Origin of the sequence: Bacillus songklensis (assembly GCF_042649685.1) — a bacterium.
In the GTDB taxonomy this organism is placed as follows: Bacteria; Bacillota; Bacilli; order Bacillales; family Bacillaceae_H; genus Bacillus_BA; species Bacillus_BA songklensis.
Window position 1 is genome coordinate 196912 of the sequence record NZ_JBHRZT010000068.1, and the last position, 14383, is coordinate 211294.

Sequence of the window (14383 nt, forward strand, 5' to 3'; positions counted from 1 at the left end):
CGAATTTGGAGTTAAAAGGCTAATCCAAACAACTCATGTATGAACTTGACTTTATTTTGGACAGACTTCACCTGTTGTTGGTGAACCTGTCCTTTTTTCATCATATGTGCGACTGGAACAAAGTGACAATTCGCCTTAAATTTATAGTCTTCTCTTTTTTCACCCCAATGTGCTGGAGGGAGCATGGAAATTCGCTCATCTTCACCCTCATACAGCATCAAGGGCCGACTATGCGCCTGCCTTTTTTAACGCAAAAAAGAGCGGGCTCGTAAACTATACAGCCCGCCGCTCCACTTGGCTTGGGACGATGCGCCCCACACCTTTCCCGATCGCTCGGATTGGTTTTTGGATACCGGCATATGTAAGGAATGGTTTACTCTGCCTGTTCTCGCAAAATCCGATATAACAAGTGATTACTTTAACGCCCTTCAATCTCTTTTTATGATTAAAGATGGACTATTACCTTTTTTACCATCATAAGATAGCAAAACGACGAGTTGCCCCGTCGTTACTTTCTTCACCATTAATCATTGTCGGCATCCACTTCTTCATCAATAATGCATTTTTCAAGTAAGTAATCAAATGTAATATCTGCAAGCTCCTCCAATTCAAATTCTGTTGGTACAAATCCTCGCTTAACTAGTTCATTGTAAAAGAACTCTGCGATTTCTTCTGTGTCAATCACCACTTCGATTTCTTTCACAATATCACCCCTTTGTTAAGATGTATGTTAGAGGCTTACAATGTATGTCTAACTTTTTTCTAAGGCTTGTCCATTTTTTGTTCTAAACTCCCGGCAGTTGATCATACATTCTAGTAAAACAAGTAAATGCGGGGGGAATCTATAGTGAGATTAGTAGAAAGTAATTCTTATATTCCAGAAATGGTGAACGAAGAGCACAAAAAAGAAAACCAGTCCATCATATCTGTCATTGCTTATCTTTTAGATCATGAGACGATTGATGAATGGTTGGAAAGAAGTTTGCATCTCCTTCTATATGGGGTTGCATGCCCGTTTACAATCTATTTATTGTTTCAATTTTTTTCTTGATGCTCAACTATCATTTTTTTGTTGCTCTGTCATTTTTTTTAAGTGTTTTAACACAAGATTCATGACTTCTAAATACTCGTCGTCACTGAACATTCTATATAATGTATGGTAATCGTTATAGACATCCAACAATCCGTTTATGATTTCACTTCGCTCTTTTCGGATGCGCTCTTGGTCCTTTTGCTGTTCATTTGACTTTTTCATGGTTGGCAGCAACTCCGTTTTGTCAATTTCTTTTCCTAAATACAAAATACCGATGCTTTGAAGATATTTTTCCGCCTTATCATGGGATGAAACCAAAATTAGTTCTTCCTCGCTCGCTTCTAGCCATTCACCGTCGCTGATTCTAGAAAGCTCATACACGACATCTTCCCACGCATCCTCATAATAGCGCCATATCTCAGTTCGAATACCGATAATTTTAAATAGATCTTTTCCGTAGTTGGACACTTGCACGACATCGCCGAAAAAAAACTGGTATTCAATATCTACTCTTTCCTGTATTAAGATTTTCCCCTTGTAATCTTCTAAAAGCTGAATGGTCTCTTCTAAAAAAAGACCCTCACTATCGTTCACTTCATAAACGAATTTCCCATCCATTATTTTAATATCCGTAATGGTGCCGACTGTTCCGTGAATTGTGATGACAACTGTATCGCCTATTTTAAATTTTGGCTTTTTCCCTTCTGACATCGGTGCACCTCCTTCGCGGCCAATAACGTGTACTTAGAAGTTACAATAGTATATGCAGTAAACAAAAAAGCGCTATAGAAAGGTAAACAAAATCAACGTGCAATTTATGCTTTCTTATATAGCAAAAAGGAGGCATCTTTTGATGCCTCCTTTCCCTTCTTGGAATACTTTAAGCCCTATCACCTTTCATTTTCATAAAGGTCCCATGCCTGGTCAAAAATAGACATACTTTCTAAAAAGTGTCCATTCATCTCCAAATACAAGCTAATTTCATGATAATCGGTAGATGATTTCGGAAAACTGTGATCATTATAAGCAAAACGTGCAAGCTCCCCTAACGGATCCCCTCCTTGATTATGACGAAATTTCATCATGTAATGGTAAAACGACTTCATGTGTAGCCCCCCTAGTTTTCTGCTATGTTAGTATTTAATCTATTAACAACTCTTTGTTTTTGATTCATGTTTTTTAAAATTTTCTTTTACCATAACATATACCGTCAGCTGAAAAAAAGAAAAATTATTTAGTTTCGGCCAAAAAATGGAAACGATTTCAAAGATTGTTTGATTTTGAAGGAGATTCCTTCTTTTCAATCTTTACAAAGATGTTAAAATTAGATAAAAAATTATAATGGTGGACCAGGTTCTAGAAATTCCTTGGGCCCTTGTTAGCTAAGGGCCTACTTATGTTTCCTATCTCCAGTTTTATTGAAAGATGCATTGGACAAAAGCCCCGATTCGCGTTATATTATATAATCGTTATGGCTATACTTATTTTCTTATGCAACTTTGAAAAAAGTTTAAAAAGGAGGTTTACCTTTTTAACCTTTGGGGTAATAAAAAAATGCTATGAATAAACGAAACGCATATTTTGATAACGCTAAATTCATTTTGATTTTTCTTGTTGTTTTTGGACATACAATTTCGCCTTACCGTACAAGTAACGATCAAGTCTTGTCATTGTACCATTTTATCTTTATTTTCCATATGCCGGTCTTTATCTTACTGAGCGGCTATTTCTCAAAAAACTTCAGGAAAAAAGGATACTACAAAAAAATCGTTACAAAAGTACTAGTGCCGTATTTGATTTTCCAGACCATTTATACGTTTTATTACAATGCGATTTACGATGACCAAAGCTTTACTCTTCAATACTTCGTTCCTAGATGGGCGATGTGGTTCTTACTAAGCTTAATGTTCTGGAAATTAATGCTGCCATTTTTTGCACGATTGCCGATGTGGCTGGGCTTGACCATTTCGTTAGGGTTAGGACTTGGAATCGGTTATGTCGACTTAGAAGGCTTTGAGAAAGTGCTGAGCATTAGCCGTATGCTTGTCTTTTTCCCGTTTTTCTTAATGGGATACTACTTGTCGCAAAAGGAGGACCCGTTCAAAAAGCTGTTAAATCTAAGGGGCCGCATCGCTTCGGCTTCCGTTCTTTTACTTACGCTTGTCGGTTCTTATTACTTCCTGCAAGATACTGTATATACCGACATGTTGTACGGAACGAACACGTATGAAAATCTCGGTGAATTTTTTATTCGTGCAGGCCAATATATGATTTCAGTGATGGCCACTTTCGCTTTTATGGCTTTAATCCCGTCTAAGCCGCTGATGTTTACAAGTATCGGACAACGATCTTTGTATGTGTATTTACTTCACGGCTTTATCTTAAAATGGTTTTTCACGACCGAATATGCAAAAAATTTGCATTCATCATGGGACTTCTTCTCGCTCACAGTCATTGCGATTTTAGTCACGCTGCTAACAGGAAGCAAGCTCATCGAATATGCATTAATTTCCTTTAAATTGTTCATGAAGTTTGTGATTCCGAAAAACAGCATTTCGAAATTATCCATTGTTTTAAAACGAACATTGTCTTGATGAAAAGGGGGGTGACTTTCACCCTCCCTTTTCTGCTTCATTACAGCCTCTTTCATTCTCTTCTTCCTAAAAAAATAAAACATTTCATTTTTTCGAAATTTATGATAAGTTTGTTTTGTATTTTTGCCCCGCCTTAATGCGTGGTAAAAGCTCAGCGACAGTAGTTTCACTTTTTATAGAAAAGAGGAGAGTAAATATGGAAGTTGCTTACTATGGAGGAGCATTTATTGACATTCATGAAAAAGTCATTCCAATCCAGGAACGCGGACATCAGTTCGGTGATGGAGTTTACGAAGTCATTCGTGTTTACGACGGACATCCCTTTATGATGGAGGAACACCTTGATCGCCTGGAAATGAGCGCCAATGAAATCTTATTGAAGATGCCTTTAACCCGTACGGAAATAAAGGAAATTGCTGCGGAAGGGCTGCAAAGGGCAGGCATTAAAGAAGCGGAAATTTATATCCAGGTCACACGGGGGATTGCCGCCCGTAATCATCTATTCCCTGACGTACCAGCACAATTTGCCATGACAATTCGCCAGGCAAAGCAGTTTTCTCCTGAGAAGCGCCAGCACGGTGTCTCAGTCACACTACTTGAAGATGAGCGTTGGGCAAACTGTTTCATTAAATCATTAAATTTACTTCCAAACGTTATAGCAAAACAAAAAGCGGTTACAAACGGACATGAAGAAGCGGTTCTTGTTCGCCAAGGGTTCGTTACTGAAGGTTCCAGCAGCAACGTATTTGCCATCAAAGACGGCATTTTATATACAACGCCTGCCACAAAACGAATTCTCCACGGTATTACAAGATCAGCGGTTATAGCATGTGCTGAAAAATTAGGGATTCCAGTAGTGGAAAAAGAGATGGACGTAGACTTTTTCACATCAGCGGATGAGGCCTTTTTCACAAGTACGTCGGTTGAAATCATGCCGATTGCCAAAGTTGATGAGAAAGTGCTGCCGGCAGATCGCCCTATCACAAACAAGCTTCATAAAGCATATCAAGCTCTTTACCAAGCTGTAGCTCAGTAATAAGGCTTATGCGTAAATAATTTGACATGGATGCTCTTTATCCATGTCTAAACAAAAGAATCGTCACGAGAACCCTTAATCTTATTGGATTCCCCATGACGATTCGGCTGATGGATTGGCTCAAAATCACGTGTTTTCATGGTTTTAGGCCAATCTCTTTTCTACTTTAGATAGTTTCGTTTCAATACCCTCGGCAGCTTTATAAATTCACTATAATCCATAAATTGCCCAATCTGTTTCGTATTGATTAAAAGCAGCTGTGTTTCAATTTTTTCGATGATATCTTCTTCTTGATACTCTACGCCGCATATTGTACATTTTATACAAGGTATATTTGTCAATTCGATACTGCGCGAACCATCAGGAAGCTCCCAATACACTGTGTTGACAGAGGGTTCCGCCCCTTCTGATTCACACCATAAACATTCCATCTCGCCGCCCCCTCTTAAGACGATGCAGGTCCATTATCCTCTTCTTTTCCTTCCATCTTCTTTAACTGCGCCTTAAATTTTTTCTCTTTTAATTCATCGCGCTTCTCCCGCTTTTGTTTTAATGAAGCATGATCCGGATCGCTTTCATAAGCCTTGCGTCGGTGCAGTCTCTGCAAGCCGTCTGGAACCAGATTGAAAGTCTCGTCTGTCATTAAACCGGCAATGCCAATACGAGATTGTTTCTCTTTCATGTCTGGATAAATCGTTTGAAAATAGTCATCCGCTCTCCCGGGTACATACTGTTCCGGCTCAGGATAACTGGTAATAACCCCTTCGAAATTACGAAGAACGACTTTATTGGCACTTTGGGAGATCAAATAGTTAGGCTGAAGCGAAATTTTCCCTCCCCCTCCTGGTGCATCGACCACAAATGTCGGAACGGCATAGCCGGATGTATGTCCTCTTAGCCCCTCAATAATTTCCAGTCCTTTTGCAACTGGTGCCCGAAAATGACTAATGCCTTCTGATAAATCACACTGATAAATATAATATGGCCGCACACGAATTTTCACTAAATCGTGCATCAGCTTTTTCATGATGGCAACGCTATCATTGATTCCTGCCAGGATGACTGCTTGATTGCCTACCGGGACACCCGCATTCACTAATCTTTCGCATGCAAGTTTCGATTCTTCGGTAATCTCAATGGATGTATTAAAATGCGTGTTCAGCCATACGGGATGATATTTTTTGAAAATTTCGCATAGATTTGCAGTGATACGCTGAGGAAACACGACAGGTGCTCTTGTACCGATTCGAATAATCTCAACATGGGGAATCGACCGAAGATTTTTCAGAATATATTCTAAAATATTATCATTGATTAACAGGCCATCACCGCCGGAAATGAGTACATCACGAACTTCCGGTGTTTGCCGGATATAGGAAATGGCTTCATCCAGCTGCTTTTTCGGCACCCCCATGCCGATTTGTCCGGAAAAACGCCGGCGTGTACAATAACGGCAATACATGGAACACTGATTCGTAACCAAAAACAAAACACGATCGGGATAACGGTGTGTCAATCCCGGAACAGGAGAATCTTCATCTTCATGAAGCGGATCTTCTAAGTCATACTTTGTTTTGTAGATTTCTTTTCCAATCGGAACCGACTGCATCCGAATCGGACAACGCGGGTCATCCGGGTTCATTAATGAAGCGTAATACGGGGTGATATTCAGCGGTATGGTTTTCGTTGAGATTTTGACCCCCTCTTCTTCCTCAGGTGTCAAATTGATCACTTTTTTCAGCTCATCGAGGGTCCTAATCGTATTGGTCAATTGCCAAATCCAATCATTCCATTGATCTTCCGTTACATCTTTCCAAAGTTCAACTTCCTTCCAGTGACGCTCTGGCTTATATACATCATTCAGCAAGCAAACCGCCTCCTTAAAGCCGTGGAAATATTGAAGCCCCAGGGCGCTTATTACTTTATATGTCAGAATCGAATAATTGGTTATTCTTTTCTTCACAGCGGCAGCTTAACCAAACAAAAATAGTCTCCCCCTCCTTTTGATTCATTTCCTTCACTGATATATGTATATAGAAAGAAAAGCGGTTTATAACAGGTGCCCATGCCTCCTGAATATAAAAATAGCAGGGTGGCAATAACAAGGCAAAAGGTTGAAGAGATGATTTGTTTCTATATAATATAAAACATGTACATCTATTCACTTTACGGAATTTGGAGGACGCTTTACTATGTGGAACGAATTTAAAAAATTTGCTGTAAAGGGAAATGTTATTGATTTGGCCGTCGGGGTCATCATCGGGGCTGCATTCGGAAAAATCGTGACATCGCTTGTTAATGATATGATTATGCCTCTTATCGGCTTGCTGATGGGTGGCATTGATTTCTCCGACTTGAGCCTGCAAGTAAGAGACGCAGAGTTAAAATATGGTGCCTTTTTGCAAACAGTAGTCGACTTTTTCATTATTTCGTTTTCAGTCTTTCTTTTTGTCCGTTTTTACCATAAACTCCGTCATAAAGATGAAGAAAAGCCTACTTCTCCAACACTTACAAAAGACCAGGAATTGTTGGCAGAAATTCGCGACTTATTAAGGCAGCAAACACATGGTGAAAGAGACCATTCTTAATTTTTCTATATAGCTATCCTTAAATAGTTTACGGTTGATCTTTCATAAAACCTTCTATATGAATCCGCATAAATGATTTCACATGAGCTAACAATGCCCATGTGAAATCATTTACGCATAAGTCGTGCTGCTTTTGACCATGTCAGATTTTCAATGTGGATTTATATCTAAGGAGCCTTATCGGGGATAGGCTCCCCGTTCGTTTTACTCATTGGCTATCCCGCACCATTGGATGACTGTTAGTGCGATAATCTCCGCTGCTTCAAATACCGCATTCAGCTCAATGTATTCATTTGGGAAATGGGCGGCTTCCGCTATGCCCGGTCCGAATACAATGGTGGGGATATCTCCTATGTTCGTTAAAATTCCTCCATCTGTTTCCCATGGAGAGGCCTCGATTTTCGGATCCTCGGCCTTTACAAACCTATATTGAGAAGTGAGAATCTTTACTAATTCATGATCCGGATCAATCTGCCCGGGAAGCCAGCGTGCTCCAAACCATTCCAATCCGACAGGATGTTCTGTAAACCAACCATCTTTCTCTTTTAATCTTGCTAACCACTCTTTCATTTCATTACGTGCATCGCTCATCATCTCATTCGGAGCGACGCCCATTCTGCCTTCGAGAATTACCGTATCCGGAACAGAAGACGGCCATGTACCCCCTGATATTTTCCCGATGTTAATTGGCAGAGGGAGCGGGATTTGTTCATACATAGAATCTTGAATGCGTCCGTTGCGTTCAGCCCCTAACTCTAGTAAATGGTTGATCACTACATTCGCTTTTTCAATCGCATTCACTCCTTCATATCGCATGCCACCATGTGCCGATCTCCCTTTAACTTTGATGCGAAACCACATTGAACCTTGTTGTTCCGGAAGAATTTTCATATTTGTCGGCTCTGGTATAATGGCCGCATCCGCTTTATACCCCCTCAACACACAAGCAAGGGTTCCTGCCCCCCCGCTTTCTTTTTCAATAACACTTTGAAAAATCACATCCCCTTTCAAGGAAATGTTCAATGAAATGATGGCTTCCAGAGCAAATAATAAAGCGACGTTCCCCCCCTTCATGTCGGTGGAGCCGCGGCCATACAATTTTCCGTCTTTTACATACGCACTGTATGGTTCATAAGTCCATCGCGTTTCATCCCCCTCCGGGACGACATCGATATGACCATTTAAAATAATGGAACGTCCCCCGCCTTTTCCTTTCAATATCCCCACAACATTCGGACTGTCTTCAAACGACGTTCTCGTCGATACAAATGCTCCGTGCTTCTGAAGCTGCCGAATATCCGGTGTCCAAATATCAATTTTCAATCCAAGCTGTCGGAGCTTTTCGATGACAAGTGCTTGTGCGTATTTTTCCGATCCTTGAACGCTTGCCTCTTGAACGAGACGCTTCAATAGCCGGGTTCCTCTCAGCCTGTTTTCAAATAACCATTGATGGATGCGCTCCTTATATTGCTCCAATCTTTATACCTCCTAGAATTTATTAAAGCAATGGCGAAAAAAAATAAAAAGAATGCCGCATGCACGACATCTCTTTAGACATTTTTCCGTAATGGTCCCACGACCGTTTTGATACTGCTCCCGGAAATAAAATGGTCAATTCCTTATTAAATAGATATGATAACACGATGGATTTCTTGCTTTTAAATTAAGCATAACGTGTTGTTCCCACACGTAAAAAAGATATCTTTTCATAAAAAACAGCCCAAAAGGCTGTTTTTTATGAAAGCATATAAGCGATTTGATTCAGTATAAGATGCAGCATTAAATCGGCTGTCATATGAGCGACCATTGCATACTCAAGCCCTTTTTTCCAATATAAATAACCAAATCCGATTCCCAGTAAACTATTGATGACAATGATACGGGCAATCACAAGCGGCGCAAGTACCGTATAGACGCCGACTGCCGCACTTAAGTGCCCAACGCCAAACAGAATAGCAGCAGCCACAATTCCTGCCCAGTAAATCCAGGCGGGTATCAGTGATTGATGCCGGGCGAACAGCTTCGACAGCACCCATACAATAATCGTCATCACTCCAAAGCGCAGCCAAATTTCTTCCATTATCCCGCCTTGCAATATCGTTGATAGTCCCATCCACCACTCAATCTCCATCTCCGTTGCATTAACCATCAAGTGTTTCGTAAAGGGCAAAAAGATGAATCGATCAATCATCACCATCAATAAAGTTCCCACTATGCCCCACGTTATCGCCCATTTCACTGCCGATTTGCTCCAAAAAGGCTTTTCTTTCCCATAAATAACGGAACGAATCCAATCATATTTCAAATTCACCTTTGGAGCCAATTTTGCCCCAATCAAGCTAAAGATAAATGTATTAAGAATCATATTAACAAAGGATGCTATTATTACTTCAGGTATCGAGAGTCCTTTCGCTTTTAGACCGGGACCTGTTACTTCAAGTAAATAAGGAATCGTAATCGCAAACGCCAATACCGAAAAAACAGCAAAAATCACAGCCAGCTTCAATGCTTTTACTTTCATGTCTTCCTCCCCTTTTATTATCAAATTATATTTTATTATCACTTTTGATAATATTATATGTATCTTTCCCAATTAATGTCAATATGCACCAAAAAATATTTTAACAAAATTCAAAAGGCGCCCATTCAGTTAAACAACCGCCTAAATAAAAAGATTCGCTTATGTAGTGAAACCTTATTCTGCGGGGATTGCTCCATTTTCAGACACAGCGAACCCATTAACAAAGAATTTGCCATAAAAAACAAACCCGCTGTTGTGGATACAAAACAGCGGGTTCGTTTTTATACTAAAACGGGCTCGAATGTTTCTCTTTTTGTCCCATTTTTCAACTGGTTGATAATGTCACGGGCAATCCAGACACCGCACGCGCTCGCTTGAGCAAGACCGCGTGTCACACCGGCGCCGTCTCCACCAACATAAAGACCAGAAATTTCGGTTTCGAATTGATTATTTAGCTGCGGCCGTGCTGAATAAAACTTGGCTTCTACCCCATAGAATAAGGTATGCTCTGATGCAAGACCAGGTGTTACATGATTTAATGCTTCTGTCATTTCAATCAAGCTTTTCATCGTGTTGTATGGAAGAACTAGACCTAAATCACCAGGTACCGCCTCTTTTAACGTTGGTTCCAAGAAGCCCTCCTTGATGCGTTTTTCTGTTGAGCGGCGGCCTTTTAAGATATCTCCGTATTTTTGTACGATGATACCGCCGTTTGATAAGGCGTTCGCTAGACGAGATACTTCATGTGCGTATTCGTTTGGCTTATCAAATGGATCCGCAAATTTATGAGAGACAAGAAGCGCAAAGTTCGTATTGCTGCTTCCGAGCTTCGGATCTTTATAAGCATGGCCGTTTGCCAGCATAATACCGGAATGGTTTTCTACGACTACGTGCCCGGATGGATTGCTGCAGAATGTACGCACGCGCGTTCCAACTGAAGTATTAAAAATGAACTTGCCCTCATACAGATGTGTATTAATTTCTTCCATGACCACATCGGATGTTTCAACGCGAACCCCGATATCCACCTGATTATTGATCATGCGTAAACGGCGCTTTTTGAGCATGTTTGCTAACCACACAGAACCGTCACGTCCTGGTGAAACGACTATTTTCTCAGCTTTGATGATTTCACCGTTTTTCAGTTCGATTCCAACTACTTTATGCCGATTTTCCACCTTTTCTGTTACAAGGTCTTCTACTTCTGTTTTAAATACCATATCAATGCGCTCTTTTAAATACTCAAAAATGCTCTTTAAGATTTCTAAGTTTTGTTCCGTTCCTAAGTGACGAACTTGCGCTCGCAATAGTTTCAAACCTGCAGCATAGCCGCGTTTTTCAATTTCGCGCACCTTCTCTGTCATTGGATCTGTAATACTCTCTGTTGCTCCATGCGACAGGTTAATTTCATCTACGTATTTAATCAAATCAATCACTTGTGATTCCGGTAAATAGTCTGTCATCCAACCGCCAAATTCGCTTGTAATGTTGAATTTCCCATCTGAATAAGCTCCGGCCCCACCAAAACCGTTGGTGATTGAGCAAGCGGGCAAACAGCCGGCAAATTCTTTCTTTCCTGCCGCAGGTGGACACTTCTCAATTTTTTTTTGAAGAATCGGACAATTCCTCCGATAAATATCATGACCTTTATCTATTAATAAAACCTTTGCTTCAGGCATTTTTAGCGTTAATTCGTAACAAGTAAAGATCCCTGCTGGACCTGCTCCGACTACGATGACATCATAATTAGGTTTCATTGAACATTCCCCCGATGGCAATGGATTTCTTATATCTCTTAACCATGTGTAAATATATCAGATGGAGCAAAGACCGTCAATATCAAAAACGAACATTTTATCTTAAAATAGCTCCAACGTTCGTTTTTAACCGAAATAAAAAGAAAGAAAGCGTTATCTTCATTTAGACCTGGACGTTTTCTTGTACTAATGGTAATATCACTTCAACTTTTGTCCCCACTCCCACTCGGCTTGAGAAAGCAATTTGACCGTTATGCTGTTCAATAATACGATAGCTGATCATCAAGCCGAGGCCTGTTCCCGAAGACTTCGTTGAATAAAACGGTTCTCCTAAGCGTGGAATAGAAGCCTCCTCGATTCCACACCCCTCATCCTGGATGATGATTTTCGCATCCTTTTCCCGCTTTTCTAACGCAACTGTAACCGTTCCTTTTGTCATCGATTCCAATCCGTTTTGAATAATATTAATAAATACTTGTTTTAATGCATTTTCTTCACAATTAATGATGACCGGTTCTTGGGGGAAATAACTTTTAATTTGACAATCTTTATAGTTGGCATGTGTTGCCAACTATAACGTGACATGACGCAAAATGTGCTGCAAGCTTTTTTGGGTATAATTGCTTTCCTTTTTTGGCTTCGCCAATGTCAAAAATTCATGAATGATTGACTCTACCCGATTTAGTTCTTCAAGCATAATATCACTGTATTCTTCGTTATATTGTTTAGAAGCCTTCAATAATTGAATAAATCCTTTGATGGCCGTCATGGGATTGCGAATTTCATGGGCAACTCCCGCTGCCAGTTTGCTTACAATAGTCAGCTTTTCAGATTGATTAACCATCTCATCGTAATGCTTTCGATCGGTCACATCACGGATAAAGTACTGAATGGCATTTTGGCCTTTAAAGTTAACTTTTGTTGCTGAGGATTCAATCGAAACGATTCCTCTGCCTGTTAGGAGGTTCACCTCGGCTCTTGGCTCAATCGGCAAACCAAGCAGTAAATCATGCATTCGTTCTTGCACAAAAGGCAGGTGATCTGGATGAATAAATTCGAAAAAGGACTTTCCTATATAGTCCTCTTTTTTCTTGCCACCCAAAAGGCGTACACCAGCGGGGTTCATATATTGAATAACACCGTCAACCGTGACAATAAAAGCATCCTGACTTTGCTTAATGAACTGTTTATACTGTTTCATCTTCCGAATAATCTCTTCTTGTTTCTGGACGTTCTGTGAGAACTCTTTCCACTGCAATACTAACAACCGCTCCTCGTATTCCGGAGACTCTAAGCGATGAATATAAATATGTAGAAAATGTTTATGAATGTTTGTATTTATCAGAGTAAACTTCTCATTGCTCTCCATCATCTGGGCAAATTCTTCCTCTTTTATAGATAACAAATGAAGAACTTCATTAAAATTTTTACCAATGATTTCTCTGTTCTCCAATCGATGAAGTGTTAAAAAAGCATCATTTACGAATAAAATTTCTCCATTTTGTTTCATCACAAGTGCCGGTACAATTGATAGGTCAAATAACTGTCGAAATAAGAATTTTCCCATATATCCACCTTCATTTATGAGTTCCTAGTTAATAGTATAATATGGAAAACCCTCCTTTTGTATTATTTTCAGCAAATTTCCAATAAAAAATTAGCATTTCTTGCATTTAATCACATTCATCAACTCTCATTTTCGTTGATCTAGATGTACAATCGGAAGGCAGCCCGTTAAAAGCTGCCTCTATCCCGCATATTAACATACATAGCAAGCACCGATAATAATTAATAAGATGAATAATACTACGATTAACGCAAAGTTGTGGCCATACCCACAGTGATGATACCCTGCATAAGGATATCCTGTATAAGGATACCCTGCATAAGGATTAACATAACCAGGCCCACAGTGATCGTAATGTCCATAATACATGACCATATCCGCTCCTTACTTGTTAATTTCAATTGCTACAGTCATACAGTATGTAGGCGTTAGTTTGTACGGTATGTGCATTCGCCTAGTTTTCTCTCTTTTTTTTGAGTAAAAAACCTATTTCTATTCAAGGGCTGGGAAATCGAAAAGATTTTTCACCTTCGAATCCGATACTTTCGATCTTTCCGTTGATTTCATCATTTCCCCCACATATACTTATGTGTATGACCATTTTTAATCAGAAAGAGGAATCTTCACATGAAATTTTTCTTAAAGAACTTCATTAACGGATTATTAACCATCGTTCCCATTATTCTTGTGATTTACGTTATCTTGCGGGTCTTCACCTTTTTGGACAGTATTCTCGGCAATGTATTAAAGCCATATTTACAAGAAGACTACATTCCCGGCATCGGCATTTTATTGACTGTGGTTCTTATTACAATATTAGGCTGGTTATCCACCCAATTCTTCACCGGAAAAATCATTCAATTAATTGATCGTATATTGGAACGGATTCCGCTTGTCAAAACTTTGTATTCTGTCATTAAGGATACATTTCAATCTTTCCTTGGGGAGAAAAAGTCTTTTTCACAAGTGGCACTTGTAACATTACCCCATTCTTCCATGAAGGTTATTGGATTTGTGACATCTGAAGAGGTGGAGGCGTTCGCCAATCCACTCAAAGGCCATATTGCTGTATACATTCCCCAAACCTTCCAAGTGGCTGGCTTTACCTTTTTAATTCCAAAAGAAGACGTTGAGTTTCTAGATGTTAAACCGGAAGAGGCAATGAAATTTGTGTTATCCGGAGGAGTCACGACCTCAAAATCCAACTAAAAAAGAGCTCCGCAAAAAGTAGATAGAGCTACCTTTGATCCACTGAAAGGAACCGTCAAAGGATCTCCAGGTCATGGA

The 14383-nt window shown here is 39.8% G+C and carries 16 protein-coding genes and 1 pseudogene; 5 read left to right on the plus strand and 12 right to left on the minus strand.

Annotation, left to right across the window (positions count from 1 at the left end):
- Positions 1 to 11: 11 nt before the first annotated feature.
- Positions 12 to 119, minus strand: a pseudogene (locus tag ACFOU2_RS25725) (IS6 family transposase); the annotation flags it as partial.
- Positions 120 to 523: 404 nt separating this feature from the next.
- Positions 524 to 703 carry a YozD family protein gene (locus tag ACFOU2_RS17580; protein ID WP_377917387.1) on the minus strand — a complete coding sequence of 60 codons (180 nt, stop codon included), beginning with the start codon at positions 701 to 703 and terminating at the stop codon, positions 524 to 526.
- Between the two features lie 144 nt (positions 704 to 847).
- Between ACFOU2_RS17580 and ACFOU2_RS17585 the strand changes: the two genes are divergently transcribed.
- Complete coding sequence (locus ACFOU2_RS17585; RefSeq protein ID WP_377917389.1) at positions 848 to 1051, plus strand: hypothetical protein; 204 nt, start codon at positions 848 to 850, stop codon at positions 1049 to 1051.
- A gap of 3 nt (positions 1052 to 1054) precedes the next feature.
- Here the strand turns inward: ACFOU2_RS17585 and ACFOU2_RS17590 are convergent, their stop codons facing one another.
- Entirely contained in the window at positions 1055 to 1744 is a 690-nt protein-coding gene (locus tag ACFOU2_RS17590; RefSeq protein ID WP_377917391.1) for a hypothetical protein, read from the minus strand.
- A 179-nt stretch (positions 1745 to 1923) separates the two neighbouring features.
- Positions 1924 to 2139 carry a YozE family protein gene (locus ACFOU2_RS17595; RefSeq protein ID WP_377917393.1) on the minus strand — a complete coding sequence of 72 codons (216 nt, stop codon included), beginning with the start codon at positions 2137 to 2139 and terminating at the stop codon, positions 1924 to 1926.
- A 453-nt stretch (positions 2140 to 2592) separates the two neighbouring features.
- On the opposite strand from ACFOU2_RS17595, the gene ACFOU2_RS17600 reads away from it, so the two are divergent.
- Together ACFOU2_RS17600 and ACFOU2_RS17605 are read left to right on the plus strand one after the other, a co-directional pair.
- A complete protein-coding gene (locus tag ACFOU2_RS17600; protein ID WP_377917395.1) occupies positions 2593 to 3627 on the plus strand; it encodes an acyltransferase family protein in 1035 nt (344 codons plus the stop codon).
- A 196-nt stretch (positions 3628 to 3823) separates the two neighbouring features.
- A complete protein-coding gene (locus ACFOU2_RS17605) occupies positions 3824 to 4663 on the plus strand; it encodes an aminotransferase class IV (RefSeq protein ID WP_377917397.1) in 840 nt (279 codons plus the stop codon).
- A gap of 161 nt (positions 4664 to 4824) precedes the next feature.
- On the opposite strand, the gene ACFOU2_RS17610 is transcribed toward ACFOU2_RS17605, so the two are convergent.
- Positions 4825 to 5094: a YokU family protein gene (locus ACFOU2_RS17610; RefSeq protein WP_377917399.1), complete on the minus strand. Its 270-nt coding sequence runs from the start codon at positions 5092 to 5094 to the stop codon at positions 4825 to 4827.
- 14 nt (positions 5095 to 5108) lie between these two features.
- A complete protein-coding gene (gene kamA / locus ACFOU2_RS17615) occupies positions 5109 to 6530 on the minus strand; it encodes a lysine 2,3-aminomutase (protein ID WP_377917401.1) in 1422 nt (473 codons plus the stop codon).
- 325 nt (positions 6531 to 6855) lie between these two features.
- On the opposite strand from kamA, the gene mscL reads away from it, so the two are divergent.
- On the plus strand, positions 6856 to 7251 hold the full coding sequence (mscL, locus tag ACFOU2_RS17620) for a large conductance mechanosensitive channel protein MscL (protein ID WP_377917403.1): 396 nt from the start codon (positions 6856 to 6858) through the stop codon (positions 7249 to 7251).
- 204 nt (positions 7252 to 7455) lie between these two features.
- Here mscL and ACFOU2_RS17625 read toward each other — a convergent pair whose 3' ends face one another.
- The 6 genes from ACFOU2_RS17625 to ACFOU2_RS17650 form a co-directional block, all read right to left on the minus strand.
- Complete coding sequence (locus ACFOU2_RS17625; protein ID WP_377917405.1) at positions 7456 to 8727, minus strand: peptidase; 1272 nt, start codon at positions 8725 to 8727, stop codon at positions 7456 to 7458.
- Between the two features lie 259 nt (positions 8728 to 8986).
- Complete coding sequence (locus ACFOU2_RS17630; protein WP_377917407.1) at positions 8987 to 9772, minus strand: CPBP family glutamic-type intramembrane protease; 786 nt, start codon at positions 9770 to 9772, stop codon at positions 8987 to 8989.
- 281 nt (positions 9773 to 10053) lie between these two features.
- Positions 10054 to 11529: an NAD(P)/FAD-dependent oxidoreductase gene (locus ACFOU2_RS17635; RefSeq protein WP_377917409.1), complete on the minus strand. Its 1476-nt coding sequence runs from the start codon at positions 11527 to 11529 to the stop codon at positions 10054 to 10056.
- A gap of 163 nt (positions 11530 to 11692) precedes the next feature.
- Positions 11693 to 12100, minus strand: a complete 408-nt coding sequence (locus ACFOU2_RS17640; protein ID WP_377917411.1) for an ATP-binding protein — start codon at positions 12098 to 12100, stop codon at positions 11693 to 11695.
- Complete coding sequence (locus tag ACFOU2_RS17645) at positions 12101 to 13096, minus strand: PAS domain S-box protein (RefSeq protein ID WP_377917413.1); 996 nt, start codon at positions 13094 to 13096, stop codon at positions 12101 to 12103.
- 192 nt (positions 13097 to 13288) lie between these two features.
- Positions 13289 to 13465: a YjcZ family sporulation protein gene (locus tag ACFOU2_RS17650; protein WP_377917415.1), complete on the minus strand. Its 177-nt coding sequence runs from the start codon at positions 13463 to 13465 to the stop codon at positions 13289 to 13291.
- Between the two features lie 258 nt (positions 13466 to 13723).
- On the opposite strand from ACFOU2_RS17650, the gene ACFOU2_RS17655 reads away from it, so the two are divergent.
- A complete protein-coding gene (locus ACFOU2_RS17655; protein ID WP_377917417.1) occupies positions 13724 to 14305 on the plus strand; it encodes a DUF502 domain-containing protein in 582 nt (193 codons plus the stop codon).
- Positions 14306 to 14383: the final 78 nt, after the last annotated feature.

Bases quoted from the DNA above. Each gene is read 5' to 3' on its own strand.
- ACFOU2_RS17590 (WP_377917391.1), bottom strand. From the start codon at position 1,744: ATGTCAGAAGGGAAAAAGCCAAAATTTAAAATAGGCGATACAGTTGTC.
- ACFOU2_RS17595 (WP_377917393.1), bottom strand. From the start codon at position 2,139: ATGAAGTCGTTTTACCATTACATGATGAAATTTCGTCATAATCAAGGA.
- ACFOU2_RS17600 (WP_377917395.1), top strand. From the start codon at position 2,593: ATGAATAAACGAAACGCATATTTTGATAACGCTAAATTCATTTTGATT.
- ACFOU2_RS17605 (WP_377917397.1), top strand. From the start codon at position 3,824: ATGGAAGTTGCTTACTATGGAGGAGCATTTATTGACATTCATGAAAAA.
- ACFOU2_RS17610 (WP_377917399.1), bottom strand. From the start codon at position 5,094: ATGGAATGTTTATGGTGTGAATCAGAAGGGGCGGAACCCTCTGTCAAC.
- mscL (WP_377917403.1), top strand. From the start codon at position 6,856: ATGTGGAACGAATTTAAAAAATTTGCTGTAAAGGGAAATGTTATTGAT.
- ACFOU2_RS17630 (WP_377917407.1), bottom strand. From the start codon at position 9,772: ATGAAAGTAAAAGCATTGAAGCTGGCTGTGATTTTTGCTGTTTTTTCG.
- ACFOU2_RS17635 (WP_377917409.1), bottom strand. From the start codon at position 11,529: ATGAAACCTAATTATGATGTCATCGTAGTCGGAGCAGGTCCAGCAGGG.
- ACFOU2_RS17645 (WP_377917413.1), bottom strand. From the start codon at position 13,096: ATGGGAAAATTCTTATTTCGACAGTTATTTGACCTATCAATTGTACCG.
- ACFOU2_RS17650 (WP_377917415.1), bottom strand. From the start codon at position 13,465: ATGTATTATGGACATTACGATCACTGTGGGCCTGGTTATGTTAATCCT.
- ACFOU2_RS17655 (WP_377917417.1), top strand. From the start codon at position 13,724: ATGAAATTTTTCTTAAAGAACTTCATTAACGGATTATTAACCATCGTT.